We start from the raw sequence: 20,396 nt of genomic DNA on the forward strand, positions 1-20,396 counted from the left end.
GTTGCGAGACGCCCGTCATCCCTTCCGGCCAGCGCTCCGGCCTTCGCCGGAGCACGTGGGTGGCCTAGCCCCCGGCCGCTGGTGCGGCCGGTGTCACCGTCCGCCAGGCCGGCCGCGCCATCGCCTCCCTTATCCAGCCCGCGAGCACGCGTGCGACCTCGGGGTTGAACGCGCCGAAGGCGAGGTTGCCGGTCGCGACCACGCGCCGCCGCAGCTCCTGCCGGTCGCCGGAGACGTCCATGCCATGCCCGGTGCGCGCGATCTCGACATAGCGGCCGCTGCCCGGCCGGTAATGATTGGCGATCTCGGCGATGACGCGGTGATCCTCGTCGAACAGGGCGACGATGTCCGCCTCCCCGTACATGGCGAGCACGTTGGTCCGCGCGTCGCGCCAGGCGGCGGTGAGCGGCTGATGCGCCAGATCCTGGGTGAACTTGTAGTGCCGGCCGAGCACGCGCTCGCCGCCGTCCCACGACATGGCCTCGCGCAATGCCTGCGCGTTGGCCGCGCTGCCGGCGGCGATGGCGGCGGGGGCTTCGCGGCCGAAGTAGAAGCGGCGGAAGAGCTCGCGATAATTTTCCGCCTGCACCGCGGCCGCAGCAGGATCCTGGCCGAAGAGGAGGAAGGACTGGAAGCGGACAAGGTCGAGATTGTAATCCGCCCAGTTCCTGAGCCCCGCCCCGAAGATGGCGATGCCGCGCGGCGCCCGCTCCGCGGCGAGGAAGGGCGCCTGGAAGCCACCCATCGAATGGCCGAGCATGAAGATCCGGTCCGGATCGACCCCGCGCGCCTGGATGAGATGATTGTAGGCGCTGCGGAAGCCGTCCAGCTCGGTCGCGAAATCGATGTCGACGCAGTTCACGCCGCCGGCGCTGTCGCCGATCCCGGCTTTCTCGACCCGGTAGAAGCCGATCCCGTCCTTCAGCAGCTCCTCGATCAGCCGGTGATAGAGTTCGTTCTCGATGGTGACGCAGGAAAAGCCCTGCAGCAGGTAGACGATGGGCGGGTTGGCGACGCCCTCGGGGGTGACGAGGATGTCGCGCAGCCGGCCGCCGCGGAAGGGGACGGCGCCATAATCGACCCGCGCGCCCGGATAGGCATCGCGCGGCCGCTCGACGCCGGCGCCGCGCAGCACCTGCTCGCCCCCGCCGCGTCGGACGGTGAGCCGGATCGGCGTGCCCCCGAAGAAGCGCGACAGCGTCGGCCCGAGATCCTGCGGCCGCGCCACCGGCGTGTCATTCACCCGCACGATCACGTCGTCGGCGCGGAGGCCGAGCGCCGCCGCGGTGCCGCCCGGCGCGACCTCGGCGACGACCGCGCCCTGGCCCTGCTGGCGGGCGGGCGGCATGACGATGCCGAGCTGGGCGCGGCGGGGCAGCTGAGCGGCGGCGGGCGTGGCGAGGAGGGCGAGCGCCATGGCGCTGGAGAGCAGTCTGATCATCGGCCGCTTCTAGCAAGGCGGGCGCGGGCGCTGCTTGATCGCGCTTGCGGAAATGCGTCGCGCCTCTAGCGTCGCGCCCATGGAAAGCTGGGAATGGGTGGCGGCGGGGCTGGGTCTGATGAACGTGGGGCTGCTCGTCCTGCGCAGCGTCTGGAACTACCCGTTCGGGCTGGCGATGGTGACGCTCTATTTCTTCGTCTTCCTCGAGCAGCGGCTCTACAGCGACATGCTGCTGCAGGTCTTCTTCTTCGTGGTGCAGCTCTACGGCTGGTGGCAGTGGGTCAGGGCCAGGCAGGCGGCCGGCGAGGTCCAGGTCGGCCTGCTCCGGCCCGGCGAGCGCGCGGTCTGCGTCGCGGCGACCGCCGCCATGAGCCTGGCGCTGGGCTTCGTGATGGACACCTGGACCAACGCCGCCGCGCCTTATGTCGACGCCTCCATCGCGGGGATGAGCATTTCCGCCCAGCTGCTGCTCGCCTGGCGCAAGCTCGAGAATTGGCTCCTCTGGATCCTGGCCGACATCGTCGCCATCGGACTCTACCTCAGCAAGGATCTGAAACCGACGGCCGCCCTCTATGCCGTCTTCCTCGTCATGTGCGTGATCGGCTTCATCGACTGGCGGCGCAAGCTCGTGGCGCAGGGGGGGCCGGCATGAGGCACGGCTTCGTCCTCGGCAAGTTCATGCCCCCGCATCTCGGCCATGTGCATCTGTGCGAGACGGCGCGGCAATTGGTCGACCGGCTCACCATCCTCGTCTGCTGGCTGCCCGACGATCCGGTCCCGGGGCCGCTGCGCCTCGCCTGGATGAAGGAAATGTTCCCCGATTGCCGGGTGATCGGCCACGACGCCGTCGTGCCGCAGGCGCCGGAGGAGAGCCCGGATTTCTGGCCGATCTGGCGCGGCATCGTGCGGGCGGCGCATCCCGAGCCGATCGACATGGTTTTCGCCGGCGAGGATTACGGCCTTCGCCTCGCCAAGGAGGTGGGTGCCGCCTTCACGCCCGTGGCCCCGCGCCTCTATCCGGACCTGTCGGGCACCGCGGTCCGCGCCGATCCCTGGGCGCATTGGGAGAGCCTCCCGCCACCGGTGCGCGCTTGTTTTGCGCGGACCATCTGCCTGCACGGCCCGGAAAGCACGGGGAAGAGCACGCTCTCCGCCCCGCTCGCCGCCCATTTCGACACGCTCTGGGTGCCCGAATATGGCCGTGCCCATTGCGAACTGTACGGGACCGACCTCGACGATGCAGGGCTGGTGACGATCGGGCGCACACAGAGCGCAATGACCCGCGCGGCCCTGCCCTGGTGCAACCGCAGGCTGGTCGTCGACACCGACGCGCTCACCACCGCCGCCTGGTCACTGATGCTCCTCGGCCATGTCCCCGACGGCCTGTTCGATGATTTCGGGAAGGCGGACCTCTACCTGCTGACCGACATCGACATCCCGTGGCATCAGGATGGCGGCCGCTATTTCCCCGATCCCGCCGACCGGCAGCGCTTCATGGACGCGTGCATCCGGGTGCTGGAGGACGCCGGCGCGACCTGGGTTAGGCTCAGCGGACAGAACGACGCGCGGCTTGCCACCGCGATCGCCGCCGTGGAGGAGCTGAGGCCCTGAAGGCAGCGCCCGCGGGTTCGAAGCTGACTATTCGGTGGCGGTGGAGGTCGCGGCGGCGGGGCTGGGTGCAGCCGCTTGGAGCCTGCGCTGCAGTTCTTCCGCCGTGATGCTGATGATCGCACCTTCGGCGGTGGCTCCCACCGCCGAGCGCGGGATGCTCGCCGTCTGCCCCGTGGTGAGGCGGAGGACGATGCGGTCCTGCTCGACCGCTTCGATCGTACCGGCCACTGCACCCCCGCTGCCGCGGACCACGACGCCGGGCGCGAGCTGCACGGGCTGGGAGGCGGCTTGCTGCGGCGGGGGCGGAGCCAGCCGTTCGACGGCCGCGTTGAGTTGAGCACGAGTCATGCTCAAGATAACCCTGTCCCGATTCACCCAGAGAGAACTGCGCGGGATCCGCGCGTCATGGCGATCGGTACGGACGACGACGTCGGTGCCCTGAATCGATACGATGTTGCCGACCGGGTTGCCCGCGTCATCGACGATGGTCGTTCCAACGGCGATCTCGGCCGCGGACCGCCGCGGCGCCATTTCCGACAGCGCGGCAACCGAGGGACTGGCCGACAAACAGAAAGCTGCGGCGACCGCGGACGAGATGAACTTCATGTTTCCGGTTTTCATGTCTGCAACATGGGCAATTTCTATCGCTTTCACCAACGCCTGACGCCGCGAAACGTTCAGTTTGCACGATCAGTCGAGCCTGCTTTGCCGGCGGCGGTTCTCCCGACGGGAGCGATGGCGGCGGTCCACCAGGAACCATGGAAAGCAAGGGATTATGGGTGGCGCGCCCGGCAGGATTCGAACCTGCGACCCCAAGCTTAGAAGGCTCGTGCTCTATCCAACTGAGCTACGGGCGCGTGCCGCCCCGATAGCGCGCTTTGGTAAAGATCGGAACCGCGCTATCGGATGCAAATGGGCGGGGAACAGATTCAGAGCGTGGACGCCGGCGCGCTGGCGGGGCGCCCCCTGCGCCATTTCGATTTCGTGATGGCGGCCTTCGTCGCCATCCTGCTGCTGTCGAACGTGATCGGTGCGGGCAAGATCGCCGCCATCACCTTGCCGAGCGGCACGGAATGGGCGTTCGGGGCGGGCATTCTCTTCTTCCCGCTTTCCTATGTGATCGGCGACGTGCTGACCGAGGTCTATGGCTATGCCCGCGCGCGCCGCTGCATCTGGGCCGGCTTTTGCGGCCTGATCTTCATGGCGGTGATGTCGCTGGTGGTCGTGGCGCTGCCGCCGTCGAGCGGCTGGCAGGGCCAGGCGGCCTATGAGCAGATTTTCGGCCAGGTGCCGCGGATCGTGCTCGCCTCGATCATTGCCTTCTGGGCCGGCGAGTTCGTGAACAGTTACGTGCTGGCGCGGATGAAGATCATGACGAAGGGCCGGATGCTCTGGACGCGCACGATCGGCTCGACCGTGGCGGGGCAGGGGGTCGACAGCCTGATCTTCTACCCCGTCGCCTTCCTCGGCGTGATGGACCTGGCGACCGTCGTGGAGCTCGGTCTCACCCAATGGGGCCTGAAGGTCGCCTGGGAGGTGATCCTGACGCCCGTCACCTATGCGGTGGTCGGCTGGCTCAAGCGGCGCGAAGGGGTCGACGTCTATGACGAGGCGACCGACTTCACCCCGTTCAGGGCGAAGGTCTGACGCGCATCGAGCCCAAGGTCGCGAAGGCGATCAGCGCGGACAGGAGAGCGAGGCCGGCGCCGATCAGCGCCGCCTCGTGCAGGGCGGCGACGAGACCGAGACCCTGCTGCGAGATGGCGGCGCCGAGCAAGGCGGTGACGATCAGCCCGCCCGCCCGGGAGACCGCGCTGTTGATCCCGGACGCGGTGCCGACATGATGCTCGTCGACCGCGCTGAGCACGGCGGTGGTCAAAGGCGCAACCGCGATTGCCATGCCGAGCGAGACGGCGAGGATCGAGGGGAGGACGGTGGTGAGATAGTCGCCGCCGGCCTCGATGCGAATGCCCAGCGCATAGCCCCCCGCGACGATGATCGGGCCGACGGTGAGCGGCCAGCGCGGGCCGATGCGGGCGGCGAGCCGGCCCATGAGCGGTGAGCCCAGGGCGACGATAATCGGAAAGGGCAGGACGGCGAGCCCGGCCATGGTCGCGGGATAATCGAGCGCCTCGATCAGCGTATAGGGCAGGAGCAGCATCAGCCCGCTCAAGGCCCCGTAGAGCGCGAAGGTGAACACGGTCAGGCCGACGAACTGCTTCGAGCCGAACAGATGCATCGGCACCATCGCCCTGGTTCCACGCCGCGCCTCCGCCCAGAAGAACAGGACGAGGATGAGCGCGCCCGCGGCCATGGTCGCGCCCGCGCCGGTGCCGACCTGGTCGGTCGACGACCAGGCGGTGAGCCCGAAGGTGAGCGCGCCGAGCCCCAGGGTGGCGAGCGTCGCGCCGAGCCAGTCGGGCGCCGGCCTTTGCTCGTTCTGGCTCTCGGGCACGTAGAGCCAGCCCAGGGCGATGGCCGCGACCGCGAAGGGGAGGTTCAGGAGGAAGATGAAGCGCCAGCCGAGCCCGTCGACCAGCCAGCCGCCGATCAGCGGCGCCACCGCGCCGGCGATCGCGCCCGCGGCCGCCCAGGTCCCCACCGCCCGGCCGCGTTTCTCGCCCGAGAAGGAGGCGCTCAGGGTCGCCAGGCTGTTCGGCAGCAGCATCGCCGCGCCGACCCCCTGCAGCGCGCGCGCGGCGAGGAAGACAGGGAGGCTCGGCGCCACCGCGCAGAACAGCGACGCGACCAGAAACAGGAAGATGCCGAGCAGCATCACCCGCCGCCGCCCGTAAAGGTCGCCCGCCGCGCCGCCGAGCAGCAGCAGCGCGGAAAGCGGCAGGGTGAAGGCGTTCATCACCCACTGCACTTCGGCGGTCTGCGCTTCGAAGCTCTGCCCGATCGCGGGCAGCGCCACGTTGAGCACCGAACCGTCGATGAAGGACAGGCTCGAGGCAAGGATGCAGGTGGTGAGGACGAGCGCCGGATGTTTCGCCTGCCCGCCCCGGGTCGTCAGGCCGTGCCGCTCGGCGAACCAATGGGCGAGGGGGAAGCTCAGGCAGGCTCTCCCGCAGGGCCATAGCGCGGATTGGGGCCGAAGCGATTGGGGCCCGGCTCATCGTCCAGCAGCAACAGGATCGCCAGGGCTGCGCCGGTGAGGCCGAGCGGGACGTCAATCCACCAGGGGAATTCGAGGTGGGTCTGGATCGCCCAGGGGCCCGGCCTTGCAAAGAACGCCCAGGCGGACGCGACCAGGAAGGGAAGGGCGACCAGCAGCCACCAACCGCTGCGGCCGGAATCGTGCAGGCGCCTGACCGCGAGCGCGACCGACGGGCAGAAAAGGAGCAATGCGAGCCCGCTAGACACCCATTGCTGGGCGTGGAAACTGATTGCCGTGCCGCCCCAGCCGAGCAGCACGGTAACGGTCAGCACGAGCAGGTAGAAAGCGATCAGCTCGGTACGCGTGGAGCGGCCGCGAAACTCGGCGTAGCGCTTCAGGGGAAGCACCGAGAATGCGACCGCACTCATCATCCTACAACACCTCGAACAGCCCCGCGGCTCCCATGCCGCCGCCGATGCACATCGTGACGACGACATACTTGACGCCCCGGCGCTTGCCCTCGATCAGGGCGTGGCCGGTCATCCGCGCGCCAGACATGCCATAAGGATGGCCGACCGAGATCGAGCCGCCATTGACGTTCAGCCGGTCGTTCGGAATGCCGAGCGTGTCGCGGCAGTAGAGGACCTGAACGGCGAAGGCCTCGTTCAGCTCCCAGAGCCCGATATCGTCCGTCTTCAGGCCGAACCGGTCGAGCAATTTCGGCACCGCGAAGACCGGGCCGATGCCCATCTCGTCGGGCCCGGTGCCGGCGACGGACATGCCGACATAGCGGCCGAGCGGCGTGAGCCCCTTCTGAGCCGCGATCCCCGCCTCCATGATGACGCAGGCCGAGGAGCCGTCGGAGAGCTGGCTCGCATTGCCGGCAGTGATGAAATTGCCCGGGCCCATGACCGGCTGCAGCGAGGCGAGGCCCTCCAGCGTCGTCTCGGGCCGGTTGCCCTCGTCCCTGGTGATGGTGACCTCGCGCTTGGAAACCTCGCCGGTCGCCTTGTCCTTGACGTCCATCGTCGCGGTGACGGGGACGATCTCGTCGTCGAACTTGCCGGCGGCCTGCGCGGCGGCGGTGCGCTGCTGCGACTGGAGCGAATATTCGTCCTGCGCCTCCCGGCCGATATTGTAGCGGCGCGAGACGACCTCGGCGGTGCCGATCATCGGCATGTAGACATCCTTGTGCATCGCGACGAGCTCGGGATCGCCGCCGAGCCTGATCTCCGGCGTCTGCACCAGGCTGATCGATTCGACGCCGCCGGCGACGATCACGTCCATCCGGTCGACAATCACCTGCTTGGCGGCGGTGGCGATCGCCATCAGGCCCGACGAGCACTGCCGGTCGATGGTCATGCCCGCGGTGGTGACGGGGAGGCCCGCGCGCAGCGCTGCCGTGCGGCCGATCGTCGCCTGGCCGCCCTGCGGCAGCGCGGCGCCGATGATGCAATCCTCGACCTCGGCCGGGTCGATCCCCGCCCGCTCGACCGCCGCCCGGATCGAATGGCTGGCAAGCGTCGGCGGCAAGGTGGCGTTGAAGGCACCGCGATAGGCCTTGCCGATCGCGGTGCGGGCGGTGGAGACGATGACGGCGTCGCGGGTCATGGCAGCTGTCCTTCTTCTGTAGCCGGCGGGAAACGGGCGGCATTGGTCTCAAGCGGCAGGTCGAGCGCTCCGCAGATCAAGGCAACCCCGTGATAGAAAGCGACCAGCTGGATGATCTCCAGACTCTGCGCTTCGTCAAAATGATCGCGGAGGCGTGCCCATTCGGCGTCGGTCAGCTTCTTGCGGTCAAGCAGCGCGTCGACCGTGCCGACCAGCGCCTGCTCGTCGGCGCTCCAGACCATATCCCGGGCGTCGCTGCGGACCGTGGCTGCGATTTGTGCATCGTCGAGGCCCGCGCGCGCGGCAAAGCCGGCCACGTGGACGCCCCATTCATATTCGCACCCGCATTTTGCCGTGGTTCGATCGATCACGATTTCCCGCTGACGCAGCGAAAGGGGACTGTTCCTGTCGAGCAGCGAGCCGGCACTGAACTTGCTCCAGGCTCGTTCGTGCCTCGCCAGGGTCGTGAACAGGACCAGCGGCTCAGCGCCGCGCATCAGGGCGGTCATCGCGGCGGCGAACGCTTCCGGATAGGGTTTTGTCAGCGGCGCGATGCGGGACATCTGCAGGGTCTCTCAGATGAACATGTAGCCGATCCAGTCGGCGACCAGGGCTGGCTTGTCCTCGTCCTCGATCTCGACCGTCACTTCGTAGGTGATCTGCCACTGGCTGGCGCGCTTCTCCTCGGCGGAGAGCATCCTGAACCGGCCGCGGATGCGCTTGGCCGACCTGACCGGCGCCATGAAGCGGACCTTCTCGAAGCCGTAATTGACCGCCATGCGCATGCTTTCCGGGTGCAGCATGACGCCGTCCGCCATCCGGCTCAGCAGCGACAGGGTAAGGAAGCCGTGCGCCACGGTGCCGCGGAACGGGGTCTTCTTCGCCCGCTCCGGATCGACATGGATGAACTGATGATCCTCGGTGACGTCGGCAAAGGCGTCGATCCGGGCCTGGTCGATGAGGATCCAGTCGGACACGCCGATCTCGGTCCCGACCCGCGCCTGGATCTCCTCGATGGTGGCGACCGGCATTGAGCCTCCCTGTTTCTCGCGTTATCGGCGCTCGGCATAGGGCCGCGCGGCGGCCACAGACAAGCCCTTGGAGTGACGGACATGGCGGACGCTACGGCAACCGCGCGAACCGAGATACGCCGCCTGCTTCGCGCGCCTGAGCCGGAGGTGCTGGCGCCGTTGCTGAAGCGTGCCGCGCTGGACGCCGATTCGCGGGCGCGGGTCGAGGCCCGGGCCCAGGCGATGCTGACCGAGCTTCGCGACGCCCAGTCGCGCGGCTGGGTGAACCAGTTCCTGCAGGAATATCGGTTGAATACGCAGGAGGGCGTCGCCCTGCTCAGCCTCGCCGAGGCCTTCCTTCGGGTGCCCGATCCGGACACCGCCGACAGCCTGATCGCCGACAAGCTCGGCGAGGGCGACTGGCGCGCGCACAAGGGCAAGGCCAATTCCACCCTCGTGAACACCGCCACCTGGGGCCTGGTCATCGGCCGCGCGCTGACCTCGGACAGCGAGCATGCGAGCGCGCTGCGCCGCCTGATCTCGCGCACCGGCGAGCCCTTCGTGCGCACCGGCGTCGGCGCGGCGATGCGGATGATGGGCGAGATCTTCGTCATGGGGCGCACGATCGAGGAGGCGATCGCGCGGATGAAGAAGCGCGAGAACAGGGGCTTCACCGCGAGCTTCGACATGCTCGGCGAGGCGGCGCGGACCTTCCCGGACGCCGAGCGCTACTATCAGAGCTACGAGGATGCGATCCGCGCGGTCGGCGAGTCTGCCGAGCTCGGCCATAGCATCTCGGTCAAGCTCTCCGCGCTGCATCCCCGCTACGAGGTTGCCCAATATGAGCGCTGCGTGCCTGCCCTGATCGAGCAGGTCGAGGCGCTGGCGACGCTCGCCGCGGGCTTCGGCATCCCCTTCACCATCGACGCCGAGGAGACCGAGCGGCTGGAGATGAGCCTCGATATCATCGCTGCGGTCGCGGGCCTGCCGGCGCTGAAGGGCTGGGACGGACTCGGCATGGCGATCCAGGCCTATGGCAAGCGCGCCCGGCCGACCATCGCCTGGGCCAATGCGCTCGGCGAGAAAACCGGCCGGCGGATTGCGGCGCGCCTCGTCAAAGGCGCCTATTGGGACACGGAGATCAAGCGGACGCAGGAGCAGGGGCTCAGCGACTACCCGCTCTTCACCCGCAAGGCCGCCACCGACGTCTCCTATCTAGCCTGCGCGCGCGACATGCTGGAGGCGAAGCACATCTGGCCGGCCTTCGCCACGCACAATGCGCTGACCGTCGCCACCCTGCTCGAATGGGCGGGCGACAGCCGCGACTTCGAGTTCCAGCGCCTGCACGGCATGGGCGAGGGACTCTACGAGAATCTGGTCCGCGAGCAGGGCTATCACACCCGCATCTACGCCCCGGTCGGCGGCCATCGCGACCTGCTCGCCTATCTGGTCCGGCGCCTGCTGGAGAATGGCGCCAACTCCTCCTTCGTCCACCAGCTCGCCGACGAGAATTTGACCGACGAGGACCTGCTCGCCGATCCGGTCGAGAAGATCGCCGCGGTGGGCGGGACACGGCATCCCTCGATTCCGTTGCCGAAGGACCTGTTCCAGCCCACGCGCGGCAATAGCGAGGGGCTCGACCTCAACGACCGGCCGGAGCTGGAGCGGGTCGCGAAGGCGGTCGCGGCGCCGCTGGACTTCTCGCCGATGCCGAGCGACCCGGCCGATCAGCTGGTAAGCCGGGCGCTCAGGGGTTTCGACGACTGGTCGCGCCGCAGCATCGAAGCGCGTGCCCAGTGCCTCGAGCGGCTCGCCGACCTGCTCGAGGAAGACCGCGACATGCTGATGCGGATCTGCGTGCAGGAAGCGAAGAAGACCATTCCCGACGCGATCGCCGAAGTGCGCGAAGCCGTCGACTTCTGCCGCTATTACGCCAACCAGGCGCGCACCGGCCTGCAGCCGTTCGAGCTGCCCGGGCCGACCGGCGAGCGCAACGTGCTGCGCATGGCGGGCCGCGGCGTCTTCGTCTGCATCGCGCCCTGGAACTTCCCGCTCGCCATCTTCCTCGGCCAGGTCAGCGCTGCGCTGGCGGCCGGCAATGCCGTGGTCGCCAAGCCGGCCTCGCAGACGCCGGAGATCGCCGCTTATGCGGTCGGCCTCGCCCATGCCGCGGGGATTCCCGAGGACGCGCTCATCCTCGCCGCGGGCCGCCGCGACCTCGGCCAGAAACTGATGGAGGACGTCCGCATCGCGGGCGTCGCCTTCACCGGCTCGACGGCCACGGCCAAGACCATCGCCCGTACCCTCGTCGCCGATGACGACCGCAACATCATTCCCCTGATCGCCGAGACGGGCGGAATCAACGCGATGATCGTCGATTCCACCGCTTTGCCCGAGCAGGTGGTTCAGGACGTGATCACCTCGGCCTTCCGCTCGGCCGGCCAGCGCTGCTCGGCCCTGCGCCTGCTCGTGCTGCAGGAGGATGTCGCCGAGCGGACGCTGGAGATGCTGATGGGGGCGATGGACAGCCTGATCGTCGGCGATCCCGCTTTGCCGAGCACCGATGTCGGCCCGGTGATCGACCGGCCGAGCTACGACAAGCTCATGGGCCGGCGCGAGGCGATGAAGGACCGGATCCTGAAAACGGTGCCGGTGTCGGCCGGGGGCCTGTTCGTCCCGCCCACCCTGATTCGGCTCGACGCGATCGAGGATCTGAAGGAGGAGTGGTTCGGGCCCTTGCTCCACGTCACTACCTGGAAGGGCGGCGCGCTCGCCGAGACGGTGCGCCGGGTGAACAGCTCCGGCTTCGGCCTCACCATGGGCCTGCACAGCCGCATCGCCCGCGCCGCCGAGACGGTCGAGACCGAAGGCACGGTCGGCAATCTCTACGTCAACCGCTCGATGATCGGCGCGATCGTCGGCTCCCAGCCGTTCGGCGGCGAGGGGCAGAGCGGCACCGGCCCTAAGGCCGGCGGCCCGCACTATCTGCCGCGCTTCTGCGCCGAACGGGTAACCAGCACCGACACGACCAGCGCCGGCGGGAACGCCACCTTGCTGAGCCTGGAGGACGTGGGCTTCTAGCCTTCGTCGCACCAAAGGTCGCTTTCGTCGCCGCGTCGAAGCCTCGCCGGGCTTCGTCGCGGCGCGCTCACGCCTGCGCCGCTCCCCGCCTAATTGCCCCGTCGAACCGGAGTTCAGGGAGTATCCGCATGCTGTTCCACCTGTCGATCGAAGCCGACAATCCCCAGCGCATGGCGCAATTCTTCGCCGAGATCTGGGACGGCGAGGCGCTGCCTTTCCCGTCGGTGACGCCGGGCAGCTGGGCCGCTCTGGCCGGCGACGACCGGGCGACGATGATCGAAATCTATCCGCGGGGCACCGAGCTGCACGCAGTCGCGGGCGACAATGACGCGGCCGGTGTCCGCGTCGCGCCGCACCGTCACAACGCCACGCACATGGCGATCGCGACGGCGAAGAGCGAGGCCGAGATCTACACGCTCTGCGACCGCTACGGCTACGCCGCCAAGTATCGCAAGCGCGGCGGCGTGTTCGGTGTGATCGAGATCTTCGCCGAGGATTGCCAGATGATCGAGGTCCTGACCGAGGAGATGCAGCGCGAATATACCGGCGCGATCACCATCGAGAACTGGAAGATGATGCTGCAGGCGCGAGGTCTCGCAGAGGCCGCCTGACGCTCTTGGGGGCAGTCCCTTTCTTCCTCCCTCCCCCCGCATCCGCCTGCGTCAATGGCGGATTGGAAGGGAGGGGCTGTCCCCATAATTCTGCCTGTGAAGCGTTCCCCACCTGTTGCGCCCTTGACGAACCCGTCGGGGGCGTGACTTTTTTCGGGCCATGTTCGAGGCCGAGGCGATCCGGCTCAGGGAAATCCTGCTTGCCCAGGGCGAGATCTCGCCCTTGCTGAACCTCGGCTCCTCCACCGGCGCCTTTCGTGTGCAGACGAAGCCGCATATCGAGCGCGAATTGTTCGCGCCGCTGCGAAATGCGGGCGTTGCCGTCTTCCACAGCGATCTGAAGCAGGCGGAGGGCGTCGACCTCGCCGGCGACATCCTGGATCCGGCCGTGCGCACTGATTTGAAGAAGCGGGGTTTCCGCACGCTATTGATCGCGAACATGCTGGAGCATGTCACGGATCGCGCCGCGGTCGCCGCGGCCTGTGAGGAGATTGTCGGCCCGGGCGGCCTGATCCTTGCGACCGTGCCCTCGAGCTTCCCCTACCATGCCGATCCGATCGACACCGGCTACCGTCCGACACCGAAGGCGCTCGCCGCCGGTTTCCAGGGCAGCGCGCTGCTGCTGGCCGAGGAGGTGGATGGCCGGACCTACCGTGAGGAGATCGCCGCGCGCGGCTCCACGGTCTGGCGCGAGCTCGCCCGCACCCTCGGCTTCGTCCTGATCGGCTTTGCCCGGCCGAAGAGCCTCCGCGCGCGGCTGAGCCGCTGGCGCTGGTACCATCGGCGCTACCGGGTGGCGATCGCGCTGGTCCGGGTCGAGGCTGCTATTCGTCGTCCCTGAGGTCGACGCGCTTCACCGGCTGCACGTCGGGATAGGGCATGATCATCGTCCCGTCCGGCGCCGCCGTAAAGTTGGTGGTGGTCGGGTATGCGAACTCGATCCGTTCGTCGTTGAACCGCTTGAGCAGGGCGACCAGCACCTGGTGGCGGGCGTCGAACACCTTCTGCCAGACCTCCGATTTCACGTCGAACTCGAGGCCGAAATCCAGGCTCGAGGCGCCGTAGCCGGTCATGCCGCAGCGCACGAGGACGCACTTCTCGACGGACTCCACGACCTCTTTCACGATCGCCGGGATTCGCGCACAAACCTCCGGCGAGGTTTGGTAGACGACCCCGAAGACCTGCATGATCCGGCGCCGGTTGAGACGCTGAAGGTTGTGCAGCTCCTTGTTGAGCAGGTTGGTGTTCGAGATCACCACCTCCTCGCCGGTCGTCGAGCGCACCCGAGTCGACTTGAGGCCGATCTGCTCGACCGTGCCCGAGGTCTGGTCCCAGCGCACGGAATCGCCGCGGCGGAACGGCTTGTCGAAGATGATCGAGAGGGCGGAGAAGAGGTCGTCAAAAATGCCCTTGGCGGCCAGGCCGATGGCGATGCCGCCGATGCCGAGGCCGGCGATCAGGCCGGTGACGTTGGCGCCCAGATTGTCGAGCACGACGATCGTGGCCATGGCGAAGATGGCGACCGTCACCAGCAGGCGAATGATCCCCATCGCGCTGGCGAGGCTGCTCGATTCCTCGAGGCCGCCGGCGCGATGCTCGATCACGCCGAGGACGATCTCGCGCACCCAGAGCGCGACCTGCAGCGTCGCGAGGACGGTGAAGATCACGCCCACAGTGGTGTGGACCAGCTCGGGCGCCTGCGAATAGCCGGTGACGAGCCGCGCCGCGGCCGCGGCCATGAACCAGATCCGGGTCCGCGCCAGCACGCGACCGATGATCGTGCGCCAGTGGGTCTGGGTCGGGTCGGTGCCGCAGATGCGCACGCCCAGCCATTTCACGCCGTAGAGCAAAAGGAAGATCACCGTGCCGGCGGCGATGCCGAGCAGGATCTGCAGGCTGTGGTTCGAGAACCAGGCCGTGGTGTCGTTCCAGATCTGGGCGGCCTGGAAGCCGAGCGAGCTGTTGTCGTTCATCTCATGCTGCCTTGCGTTTCCGGGTCGTCCTGCGGCCGAGGAAGGCGATCAGCCCGCGCTCGGCGCTCGACAGATATTTCGTGGGGCGCGGACAATGCAAGGCAAGCCGTCGGGGCGGGGCTTCCTTGACCGCGTCGACGATGGCCGGATGGACGTAGGATTTGCGGCTGATCGCGGGCGTGTTGCCCAAAGCCTCTGCCACCGGCTCGAGCAAGGCGTTCAGGCCGACGCCCTCCTCGCCGGCCGCACAGATCTGCTCGAAGGCGATCACGCTCGCGCTCCAGGTACGGAAATGCTTGGCGGTGAAGTCCTCGCCGGTCGCCTTCCTGATATAGTCGTTCACGTCCGTCGAGCTGACGGGGTGGGGCGTGCCGTCCTCGTCCAGATACTGGAACAGGTGTTGGCCGGGCAGGTCCTGGCAGCGTTTCACGATCCGGCTGAGCGTGGCGTCGGTGATCCGCAAGTCCCGCTCGATCCCGCTCTTGGCCTTGAAGCGCATCTTCACGGTCCGGCCGGCGACCTTGGCATGGCGGCTCCTGAGCGTGGTCGCGCCATAGCTCTTGTTCGATTGCGCATAGGCTTCGTTACCGACGCGGATGCAGCCCGTGTCGAGCAGGCGCACCACCGCCGCGACCACGGTGTCGCGGCTCAGGCTGCGCTTCCTCAGATCCGCCGCGACGCGCCGCCGCAGCTTCGGCAGCACCTTCCCGAACTCGCGGCAGCGCTCATATTTGGCCGCCTCCTGGCTCTCGCGAAAGCCGTTGTGATAGCGATATTGCCGGCGGCCCCTGTCGTCATAGCCGATCGCCTGGATGTGGCCGTTCGGGTTCGGGCAGAACCAGGCGTCGCGATAGGCCGGAGGAAGACCGATCCGGTTCAGCCGGTCGATCTCGTCCCGGTCGGTGATCCGCTTTCCCTTCGCATCGAAATATTGCCAGTAGCGGCCCTGGCGACGCCGCGTGATGCCGGGCTTGCTGCTGTCGACATAAGTGAGCTGGCTCGGTCCGGTCATGGACCCTCTAAAAGCCACGCATTGCCGCTTCGTTCCGGAACGGGTGCAGAGCGGGGCGGTTCACCCGTCGACAGGGGATGCTTTGAGGAGGTCGCAAAATGCCGGACATCGCCAATTCCAGAATTCTGATCCTTGCCACGGACGGCTATGAGGATTCCGAGTTGCTCGAGCCGAGGAAGCGGCTCCTCGCCGCCGGCGCGGAGGTGGTGCTCGCTGCGCCCGGGACGAAGGAGATCAAGGGCGACAAGGGCGCCCTGATCCGGCCGGACGCGATGGTCGACGACATGGACGAGGCGGATTTCGACGCCCTGCTGCTGCCCGGCGGCGTCGCCAGTCCGGACCGGCTCAGGATGAACGACGCGGTGGTCGATCTCGTCCGCGCCTTCGACGATGCCGGCAAGCCGATCGGCGCCATCTGCCACGGCCCCTGGCTGCTGGTGGAGGCGGACATCGTCCAGGGCCGGACCGTCACCGGCTGGCCCTCGATCCGCACGGACCTCGCCAATGCGGGCGGCGACGTCGTCGACGAGGAAGCGGTCACCGACGAGAATCTCGTCACCAGCCGCAAGCCGGAGGACATCCCGGCCTTCACCGACGCCTTCATCCGTCTGGTGGAAACCGTCGAGGTCGAGGCGGAGGAACCCGCCTAGGCGGTCCCTTCGGCCGGGCGCGGCGCGCTGACCCATTTGGTCGCGTTCCGCGCCCGTTCGCGGCGGGTCAGCCAGGCGTCGAAGCCGATCTGCGTGGCCAGCATCAGGTAGACGAAGGGCTGGTAGGCGATGCCGACGAACAGGGCGCCGACCAGATAGATGAGCTGGAAATTCTGCAACGCGGTGGCGAGCGGCGCGATCCAGGCGTCCTCCCCCTCGACGCGCCGGTAACGCCTGCGGATCAGCTCCATTCGGACCACGCCGATCCCGTGAATCAGCAGGAAGAGGATGAGGCCGAAGAAGCCCTGCTCACCCAGCATCTCGAAATAGGCGCTGTGATAGGCGCGGCCCTCGTCGGCGACGCTCTGGATGGCGACGACCCCGGTTTCCGCGGCGTCCGGGTTCACCATGTTCACCTGGATCCGGTTCTGCCGATAGGCCTCGAAGCCGCCGCCGCCCGGATGTTCGAGCGCATAATTCCAGGTCCAGCCCCAGACGGCGAGGCGCGTGCCCGCGGATTCGTCCGCCTTGAAGCCCTGAATCGTGTCCATCCTCTGAGTGAAGGAGGAGGGCAGGAACGGGATCGCGGCCGCGCCCAGCGCCAGCGCCGCGCCGATATAGAGCAGCCGCCGCTTCGCGTCGCGCAGCAGCAGCATGCCGAGCACGCCGATGCAGATCAGGCCGGTCCTCGCCTCCGTCCCGATCGGCATCAGCAGGCAGGCGAAGATCAGGGCGGCACAGAACAGCTTCACCGGGAGCGGCCCGTTCAGCAGGCCCCGCGGCGGGCCCCCGGCGAGCGCCATGGTGCGGATGCCGGGGAAGATCGTTCCGTAGTTCATCAGCCAGAGGATGAGCGGGATCAGGGCGATGGCTACGGTCGAGATCGTGCTGCTCTCGTAGAGGCCGCTATTATTGTCGACCATCAGGTTCAGCACGCCATAGCCCGCGCCGCCGGCCACGGTCTTGATCCCGCCGACGATGACGATCGTCGCCGCCGACAGCGTCAGGAACAGGAGACAGGTCTCGACCCGAAGCTTCGTGCGCAGGGTGAAGGGCAGGAAGATGGCGAAGAGCAAGGCCTTCCATACCCATTCGAACTTCACCCAGGCCTCGACCGGCATGTCGGCATGCAGGGTCGTCCAGGTGACGTAGAGCAGCAAGGTGAGGATCAGCCCCTGCCGCGGCCCGAACCGCCATTCCTTCTTGTCCGCCGCCAGCCAGGCGCCGATCGCGAGCGCCGCGACGATCATCGAGATCGGCACCCGGTTCAGGGTGAAATAGGTGATGCGCTGCGGCGAGACGGTGTCAACGTACATGTAGAGCGGGATGAGCAGGAACGGCTTCTTCAGCGCGAGCAGCATGATCGCGAACATGAAGCCGGTGAGGGCGAGGTCACGCATCCGCGTCGTCCTCCGTCCGCCGCGCGAAGCTCGCCCAGCCGCGCCTGTCGCCCTGCCGGGCGGCATCGTCCTCGAGGTCCGGACGCGACAGCAGCCGCCATGCCGCAAGCAGCATGAGCCCATGGGTCAGGGCGATGGCGAAATTGTCGATCATCCGGCGGCCGGCATCCTCAAGTCCCGCATCGGGACGCCCTAGCAGGATGCAATTGACGCGGCGTTAAGCCTGTCGGGCTATTTGCCCGGCCATGCGCATCCTGCACGTTCTGGATCACAGCCTGCCGCTGCACAGCGGCTACGCCTTCCGCACCCGCGCCATCGTCAAGGCGCAGCTCGCCATGGGCTGGGAGGTGGCCTGCCTGACCGGCCCGCGCCATGCGGGGGAGGGGCCCGATCCGGCGCTGATCGACGGCATCACCTTTTACCGCACGCCGAGGCCGGAGCCCGCGCCGGCGCCGCTCGGCGAGTGGCGTGAGATCCGGGCCCTGTCCGACCGGCTCGACAGGCTGGTCGAGGACTGGCGGCCGGACCAGCTGCACGCCCACAGCCCGGTGCTGACCGCGCTCGGTGCTTTGCCGGTGGCGAAGCGGCGTGGCCTGCCCCTGGTCTACGAGATCCGCGCCTTCTGGGAGGATGCCGCGGTCGGCAACGGCACCGGCCGCGAAGGCTCCGCCCGCTACCGGCTGACCCGGCTGATCGAGACCTATGCCGCCCGCCGCGCTGACGCGGTGGCGGTGATCTGCGAGGGCCTCAGGCAGGACCTGATCCGGCGCGGCATCGATGCCGGGAAGATCATCATCTCCCCCAACGGCGTCGACATGGAGCTGTTCGGCAGCCCGCCGGCCGCCGACGCCGCCTTCGCGAAGAGCCTCGGCCTCGCCGATGCCGAAACGGTCGGCTTCATCGGCTCCTTCTACGATTATGAGGGGCTGGACGATCTGATCGCCGCCATGCCGGCGCTGGTGGAGAAGCGGCCCAAGGCGCAGCTGCTGCTCGTCGGCGGCGGGCCGATGGAGGAGCAGCTCAAGGCGCAGGCCGAGGCCTCATCGGTCAAGGACCGGATCCGCTTCGTCGGCCGTGTCCCGCATGACGAGGTCGAGCGCTATTACGCCCTGATCGACATCCTCGCTTATCCGCGCAAGGCGATGCGGCTGACCGAACTGGTGACGCCGCTCAAGCCGCTCGAGGCGATGGCGCAGCGCAAGCTCGTCGCCGCCTCCAATGTCGGCGGTCATCGGGAGCTGATCGAGGACGAGGTGACCGGGACCCTGTTCCCCGCCGGCGACCCCGCCGCTTTGGCCGAGGCGCTGGCTAACCTGTTCGAGCGGCGGGGCGAATGGGACCGGCGCCGGGACACCGCCCGCCGCTTCGTCGAGCAGGAGCGTAACTGGTCGTCAAACATTTCGCGTTATGCCCCGGTTTACCAACGGCTTACCGGCAAGGCTTTATGATGGCATCAAAGCCCTCCAAATCCCTGTTCCGCGGCGGGCGCAACGCACTCGATCTGCCGGTGGCGGGCCTGTCCGCGCTCGCCGCCGCCTTTGCCGCCTTCGCGGTGCCGCAGGACCTGCTCTCGCGCGCCGTGGTGGCCACCGGCCTGCCCACGATCCTCTCCGCCGCGCAGCCGCCGCTCGGCCTCACGGCCCGGGTCGGGCTCGCCGTGGTCGGCGCGGTCCTGGTCTTCGGCCTTGTCTTCCTGCTGCTCCGGCTGCTCGACAGGAGCGGGCTGAACGGCGATGCGGAGACGGGCGAGGACGCGCAGCCACGCGTGCGCCGCCGCGATGGCCATCCCGACGCGCCGCCGCCCCGGCCCATTTCCGCCGCCCGCGACCTCGGCGAGCCGGCCCCGCCGCGGGCGCCGCGCGCCGCCACTCCGCTGTGGCTCGACGAGGCCGAGCCGGTGGGCGCGCCCGCCCTCGAGCCCGAGCCCGAGCCCGCCTGGCAGCCCGAGCCCGAGCCCTTGCCGGAACCGGTTGCTGAAGCGTGGCCGGAGCCCGAGCCGGAACCCGAGCCCGAAGTCGTCGCCGGGTCGGAACCCGCGCCCGAGCCCGAACCGGTAACCCCGCCGGTGCTTGTGCCGCAGCCCGCCGCCGCGGCCGAGATGCCGTCGAGCATCGCCGACTTGATGGAGCGGCTGGAGCAGGGTCTGGCGAAGCGCCGCGCGCCGGCGCCGGCGGCGCCGGCGTCGCCGCCCCAGGTCTTCCCCGAGCAGGCCGAAGCGCAGGCCCCGCAGGTATTCCCCGAGACGCCCGAAGCGCCTGCCGCTCAGCCTTCCGCCGAAATGCCCGCCGCGCCGCCGCAGGTCTTCCCGGAAGCACCGGAAGCAGAGGATCGGCTGCAGTCCGCCATCGCCAGCCTGCGGCGGCTGGCCGCGCGCGCGTCCTAGGACTCCTCGACCGTCAGGGCCTCCAGCGTCAGGCGGATCTGGCCATCCGCCTCCCGCTCGATGCCGGCCGCCTCGATGTCGGCCAGGATATGGCCGCGCAGGGCGAACTCCCGCTCCTCCAGCCCTGCGAGGAACGAATCGACCGCCGCCTGCGCGCCCGGGCCCGGCAGGCGCAGGGTCAGGCGATGGCGCTCGCCAGCAAAGGTGATGCTCGCCCAGGGCCGGCTCGCCACCTGGATCGTGACCGCCGCGCCCAGCGCGCCGAACCCGGCACGGAGCGCGCGTTGCAGCTCCGCGCCTGCCGCGGTCAGGCTCACGGCTGTTTCTCCTGCGCGTCGAGCCAGGCCTGGATCCGCGCGATCGTGGCATCGCGCAGCTCTCGCCCGTTCTTCATGTCCGAGATCAGGCGGGGATCGCCGACGGTCTCCCGGCCGAAGCGGGTCGGTGCCATCTCGGCCCGCTGCAGATAGAGCTGGATGCGGCGCATCAGATGCATCTTGACCTCCGAATCGG

The 20,396-nt window shown here is 68.5% G+C and carries 22 protein-coding genes and 1 tRNA gene; 9 read left to right on the forward strand and 14 right to left on the reverse strand.

Annotated elements, in window-relative coordinates; all coding sequences use genetic code 11:
• Window positions 1-64: 64 nt before the first annotated feature.
• Entirely contained in the window at window positions 65-1,441 is a 1,377-nt protein-coding gene (locus tag VEC11_RS09400; RefSeq protein ID WP_464130468.1) for an alpha/beta hydrolase family protein, read from the reverse strand.
• 52 nt (window positions 1,442-1,493) lie between these two features.
• On the opposite strand from VEC11_RS09400, the gene pnuC reads away from it, so the two are divergent.
• Entirely contained in the window at window positions 1,494-2,093 is a 600-nt protein-coding gene (pnuC, locus tag VEC11_RS09405) for a nicotinamide riboside transporter PnuC (protein WP_464130469.1), read from the forward strand.
• Window positions 2,090-3,052: an AAA family ATPase gene (locus VEC11_RS09410; RefSeq protein ID WP_464130470.1), complete on the forward strand. Its 963-nt coding sequence runs from the start codon at window positions 2,090-2,092 to the stop codon at window positions 3,050-3,052. Before pnuC ends, VEC11_RS09410 begins: the two co-directional genes overlap by 4 nt.
• 27 nt (window positions 3,053-3,079) lie before the next feature.
• On the opposite strand, the gene VEC11_RS09415 is transcribed toward VEC11_RS09410, so the two are convergent.
• Both VEC11_RS09415 and VEC11_RS09420 read right to left on the reverse strand, forming a co-directional pair.
• Complete coding sequence (locus tag VEC11_RS09415; protein WP_464130471.1) at window positions 3,080-3,673, reverse strand: hypothetical protein; 594 nt, start codon at window positions 3,671-3,673, stop codon at window positions 3,080-3,082.
• A gap of 159 nt (window positions 3,674-3,832) precedes the next feature.
• Window positions 3,833-3,909 (reverse strand) — tRNA-Arg (locus VEC11_RS09420).
• A gap of 55 nt (window positions 3,910-3,964) precedes the next feature.
• Between VEC11_RS09420 and VEC11_RS09425 the strand changes: the two genes are divergently transcribed.
• Window positions 3,965-4,699 carry a queuosine precursor transporter gene (locus VEC11_RS09425; protein ID WP_464130472.1) on the forward strand — a complete coding sequence of 245 codons (735 nt, stop codon included), beginning with the start codon at window positions 3,965-3,967 and terminating at the stop codon, window positions 4,697-4,699.
• On the opposite strand, the gene VEC11_RS09430 is transcribed toward VEC11_RS09425, so the two are convergent.
• From VEC11_RS09430 to VEC11_RS09450, 5 genes are read right to left on the reverse strand one after another with little or no spacing between them, the layout of a single operon-like run.
• Window positions 4,683-6,110 (reverse strand): MFS transporter, encoded by a 1,428-nt coding sequence (locus VEC11_RS09430; RefSeq protein ID WP_464131205.1) that lies wholly within the window; start codon window positions 6,108-6,110, stop codon window positions 4,683-4,685. The genes VEC11_RS09425 and VEC11_RS09430 overlap by 17 nt on opposite strands.
• Complete coding sequence (locus VEC11_RS09435) at window positions 6,107-6,583, reverse strand: DUF805 domain-containing protein (RefSeq protein ID WP_464130473.1); 477 nt, start codon at window positions 6,581-6,583, stop codon at window positions 6,107-6,109. Before VEC11_RS09435 ends, VEC11_RS09430 begins: the two co-directional genes overlap by 4 nt.
• 1 nt (window position 6,584) lies before the next feature.
• Window positions 6,585-7,763, reverse strand: coding sequence for an acetyl-CoA C-acyltransferase (locus VEC11_RS09440; protein ID WP_464130474.1), 1,179 nt, complete (start codon window positions 7,761-7,763; stop codon window positions 6,585-6,587).
• Window positions 7,760-8,326, reverse strand: coding sequence for a carboxymuconolactone decarboxylase family protein (locus VEC11_RS09445; RefSeq protein ID WP_464130475.1), 567 nt, complete (start codon window positions 8,324-8,326; stop codon window positions 7,760-7,762). Before VEC11_RS09445 ends, VEC11_RS09440 begins: the two co-directional genes overlap by 4 nt.
• Window positions 8,327-8,338: 12 nt before the next feature.
• Window positions 8,339-8,794, reverse strand: a complete 456-nt coding sequence (locus tag VEC11_RS09450) for a MaoC family dehydratase (protein WP_464130476.1) — start codon at window positions 8,792-8,794, stop codon at window positions 8,339-8,341.
• An 81-nt stretch (window positions 8,795-8,875) separates the two neighbouring features.
• Here VEC11_RS09450 and VEC11_RS09455 point away from each other — a divergent pair, with 81 nt between their 5' ends.
• The 3 genes from VEC11_RS09455 (at window position 8,876) to VEC11_RS09465 (ending at window position 13,306) form a co-directional block, all read left to right on the forward strand.
• Window positions 8,876-11,854 (forward strand): L-glutamate gamma-semialdehyde dehydrogenase, encoded by a 2,979-nt coding sequence (locus tag VEC11_RS09455; protein WP_464130477.1) that lies wholly within the window; start codon window positions 8,876-8,878, stop codon window positions 11,852-11,854.
• Between the two features lie 128 nt (window positions 11,855-11,982).
• A complete protein-coding gene (locus VEC11_RS09460; protein ID WP_464130478.1) occupies window positions 11,983-12,465 on the forward strand; it encodes a hypothetical protein in 483 nt (160 codons plus the stop codon).
• Window positions 12,466-12,625: 160 nt separating this feature from the next.
• The gene (locus VEC11_RS09465; RefSeq protein ID WP_464130479.1) at window positions 12,626-13,306 is read left to right on the forward strand and encodes a methyltransferase domain-containing protein; all 681 of its coding nucleotides are present in this window, start codon (window positions 12,626-12,628) and stop codon (window positions 13,304-13,306) included.
• Here the strand turns inward: VEC11_RS09465 and VEC11_RS09470 are convergent.
• Both VEC11_RS09470 and VEC11_RS09475 read right to left on the reverse strand, forming a co-directional pair.
• On the reverse strand, window positions 13,290-14,438 hold the full coding sequence (locus tag VEC11_RS09470) for a mechanosensitive ion channel family protein (RefSeq protein ID WP_464130480.1): 1,149 nt from the start codon (window positions 14,436-14,438) through the stop codon (window positions 13,290-13,292). The genes VEC11_RS09465 and VEC11_RS09470 overlap by 17 nt on opposite strands.
• A gap of 1 nt (window position 14,439) precedes the next feature.
• Complete coding sequence (locus VEC11_RS09475; RefSeq protein WP_464130481.1) at window positions 14,440-15,450, reverse strand: DNA topoisomerase IB; 1,011 nt, start codon at window positions 15,448-15,450, stop codon at window positions 14,440-14,442.
• A 98-nt stretch (window positions 15,451-15,548) separates the two neighbouring features.
• Here VEC11_RS09475 and VEC11_RS09480 point away from each other — a divergent pair, with 98 nt between their 5' ends.
• Window positions 15,549-16,100 (forward strand): type 1 glutamine amidotransferase domain-containing protein, encoded by a 552-nt coding sequence (locus VEC11_RS09480; RefSeq protein ID WP_464130482.1) that lies wholly within the window; start codon window positions 15,549-15,551, stop codon window positions 16,098-16,100.
• Here the strand turns inward: VEC11_RS09480 and VEC11_RS09485 are convergent.
• Window positions 16,097-17,500, reverse strand: a complete 1,404-nt coding sequence (locus VEC11_RS09485; RefSeq protein WP_464130483.1) for a DUF5935 domain-containing protein — start codon at window positions 17,498-17,500, stop codon at window positions 16,097-16,099. The genes VEC11_RS09480 and VEC11_RS09485 overlap by 4 nt on opposite strands.
• On the reverse strand, window positions 17,493-17,654 hold the full coding sequence (locus VEC11_RS09490; RefSeq protein ID WP_464130484.1) for a hypothetical protein: 162 nt from the start codon (window positions 17,652-17,654) through the stop codon (window positions 17,493-17,495). The genes VEC11_RS09485 and VEC11_RS09490 overlap by 8 nt, the downstream gene beginning before the upstream one ends.
• Before the next feature lie 91 nt (window positions 17,655-17,745).
• On the opposite strand from VEC11_RS09490, the gene VEC11_RS09495 reads away from it, so the two are divergent.
• Together VEC11_RS09495 and VEC11_RS09500 are read left to right on the forward strand one after the other, a co-directional pair.
• The gene (locus VEC11_RS09495; protein WP_464130485.1) at window positions 17,746-18,948 is read left to right on the forward strand and encodes a TIGR04063 family PEP-CTERM/XrtA system glycosyltransferase; all 1,203 of its coding nucleotides are present in this window, start codon (window positions 17,746-17,748) and stop codon (window positions 18,946-18,948) included.
• Window positions 18,948-19,883 (forward strand): hypothetical protein, encoded by a 936-nt coding sequence (locus VEC11_RS09500; protein WP_464130486.1) that lies wholly within the window; start codon window positions 18,948-18,950, stop codon window positions 19,881-19,883. The genes VEC11_RS09495 and VEC11_RS09500 overlap by 1 nt, the downstream gene beginning before the upstream one ends.
• Here the strand turns inward: VEC11_RS09500 and VEC11_RS09505 are convergent.
• On the reverse strand, window positions 19,880-20,200 hold the full coding sequence (locus VEC11_RS09505; RefSeq protein WP_464130487.1) for a hypothetical protein: 321 nt from the start codon (window positions 20,198-20,200) through the stop codon (window positions 19,880-19,882). The two genes, VEC11_RS09500 and VEC11_RS09505, sit on opposite strands and share 4 nt — an antisense overlap.
• Entirely contained in the window at window positions 20,197-20,379 is a 183-nt protein-coding gene (locus VEC11_RS09510; protein WP_464130488.1) for a hypothetical protein, read from the reverse strand. The genes VEC11_RS09505 and VEC11_RS09510 overlap by 4 nt, the downstream gene beginning before the upstream one ends.
• Window positions 20,380-20,396: the final 17 nt, after the last annotated feature.

Source organism: Allosphingosinicella sp. (assembly GCF_035626655.1).
Taxonomy (GTDB): domain Bacteria; phylum Pseudomonadota; class Alphaproteobacteria; order Sphingomonadales; family Sphingomonadaceae; genus Allosphingosinicella.

Bases quoted from the DNA above. Each gene is read 5' to 3' on its own strand.
- VEC11_RS09415 (WP_464130471.1), bottom strand. From the start codon at position 3,673: ATGAAAACCGGAAACATGAAGTTCATCTCGTCCGCGGTCGCCGCAGCT.
- VEC11_RS09400 (WP_464130468.1), bottom strand. From the start codon at position 1,441: ATGATCAGACTGCTCTCCAGCGCCATGGCGCTCGCCCTCCTCGCCACG.
- VEC11_RS09495 (WP_464130485.1), top strand. From the start codon at position 17,746: ATGCGCATCCTGCACGTTCTGGATCACAGCCTGCCGCTGCACAGCGGC.
- VEC11_RS09435 (WP_464130473.1), bottom strand. From the start codon at position 6,583: ATGATGAGTGCGGTCGCATTCTCGGTGCTTCCCCTGAAGCGCTACGCC.
- VEC11_RS09510 (WP_464130488.1), bottom strand. From the start codon at position 20,379: ATGCATCTGATGCGCCGCATCCAGCTCTATCTGCAGCGGGCCGAGATG.
- VEC11_RS09450 (WP_464130476.1), bottom strand. From the start codon at position 8,794: ATGCCGGTCGCCACCATCGAGGAGATCCAGGCGCGGGTCGGGACCGAG.
- VEC11_RS09475 (WP_464130481.1), bottom strand. From the start codon at position 15,450: ATGACCGGACCGAGCCAGCTCACTTATGTCGACAGCAGCAAGCCCGGC.
- VEC11_RS09465 (WP_464130479.1), top strand. From the start codon at position 12,626: ATGTTCGAGGCCGAGGCGATCCGGCTCAGGGAAATCCTGCTTGCCCAG.
- VEC11_RS09500 (WP_464130486.1), top strand. From the start codon at position 18,948: ATGGCATCAAAGCCCTCCAAATCCCTGTTCCGCGGCGGGCGCAACGCA.
- VEC11_RS09410 (WP_464130470.1), top strand. From the start codon at position 2,090: ATGAGGCACGGCTTCGTCCTCGGCAAGTTCATGCCCCCGCATCTCGGC.
- VEC11_RS09485 (WP_464130483.1), bottom strand. From the start codon at position 17,500: ATGCGTGACCTCGCCCTCACCGGCTTCATGTTCGCGATCATGCTGCTC.
- pnuC (WP_464130469.1), top strand. From the start codon at position 1,494: ATGCGTCGCGCCTCTAGCGTCGCGCCCATGGAAAGCTGGGAATGGGTG.
- VEC11_RS09425 (WP_464130472.1), top strand. From the start codon at position 3,965: ATGGGCGGGGAACAGATTCAGAGCGTGGACGCCGGCGCGCTGGCGGGG.
- VEC11_RS09445 (WP_464130475.1), bottom strand. From the start codon at position 8,326: ATGTCCCGCATCGCGCCGCTGACAAAACCCTATCCGGAAGCGTTCGCC.
- VEC11_RS09470 (WP_464130480.1), bottom strand. From the start codon at position 14,438: ATGAACGACAACAGCTCGCTCGGCTTCCAGGCCGCCCAGATCTGGAAC.
- VEC11_RS09440 (WP_464130474.1), bottom strand. From the start codon at position 7,763: ATGACCCGCGACGCCGTCATCGTCTCCACCGCCCGCACCGCGATCGGC.
- VEC11_RS09490 (WP_464130484.1), bottom strand. From the start codon at position 17,654: ATGATCGACAATTTCGCCATCGCCCTGACCCATGGGCTCATGCTGCTT.
- VEC11_RS09480 (WP_464130482.1), top strand. From the start codon at position 15,549: ATGCCGGACATCGCCAATTCCAGAATTCTGATCCTTGCCACGGACGGC.
- VEC11_RS09460 (WP_464130478.1), top strand. From the start codon at position 11,983: ATGCTGTTCCACCTGTCGATCGAAGCCGACAATCCCCAGCGCATGGCG.
- VEC11_RS09455 (WP_464130477.1), top strand. From the start codon at position 8,876: ATGGCGGACGCTACGGCAACCGCGCGAACCGAGATACGCCGCCTGCTT.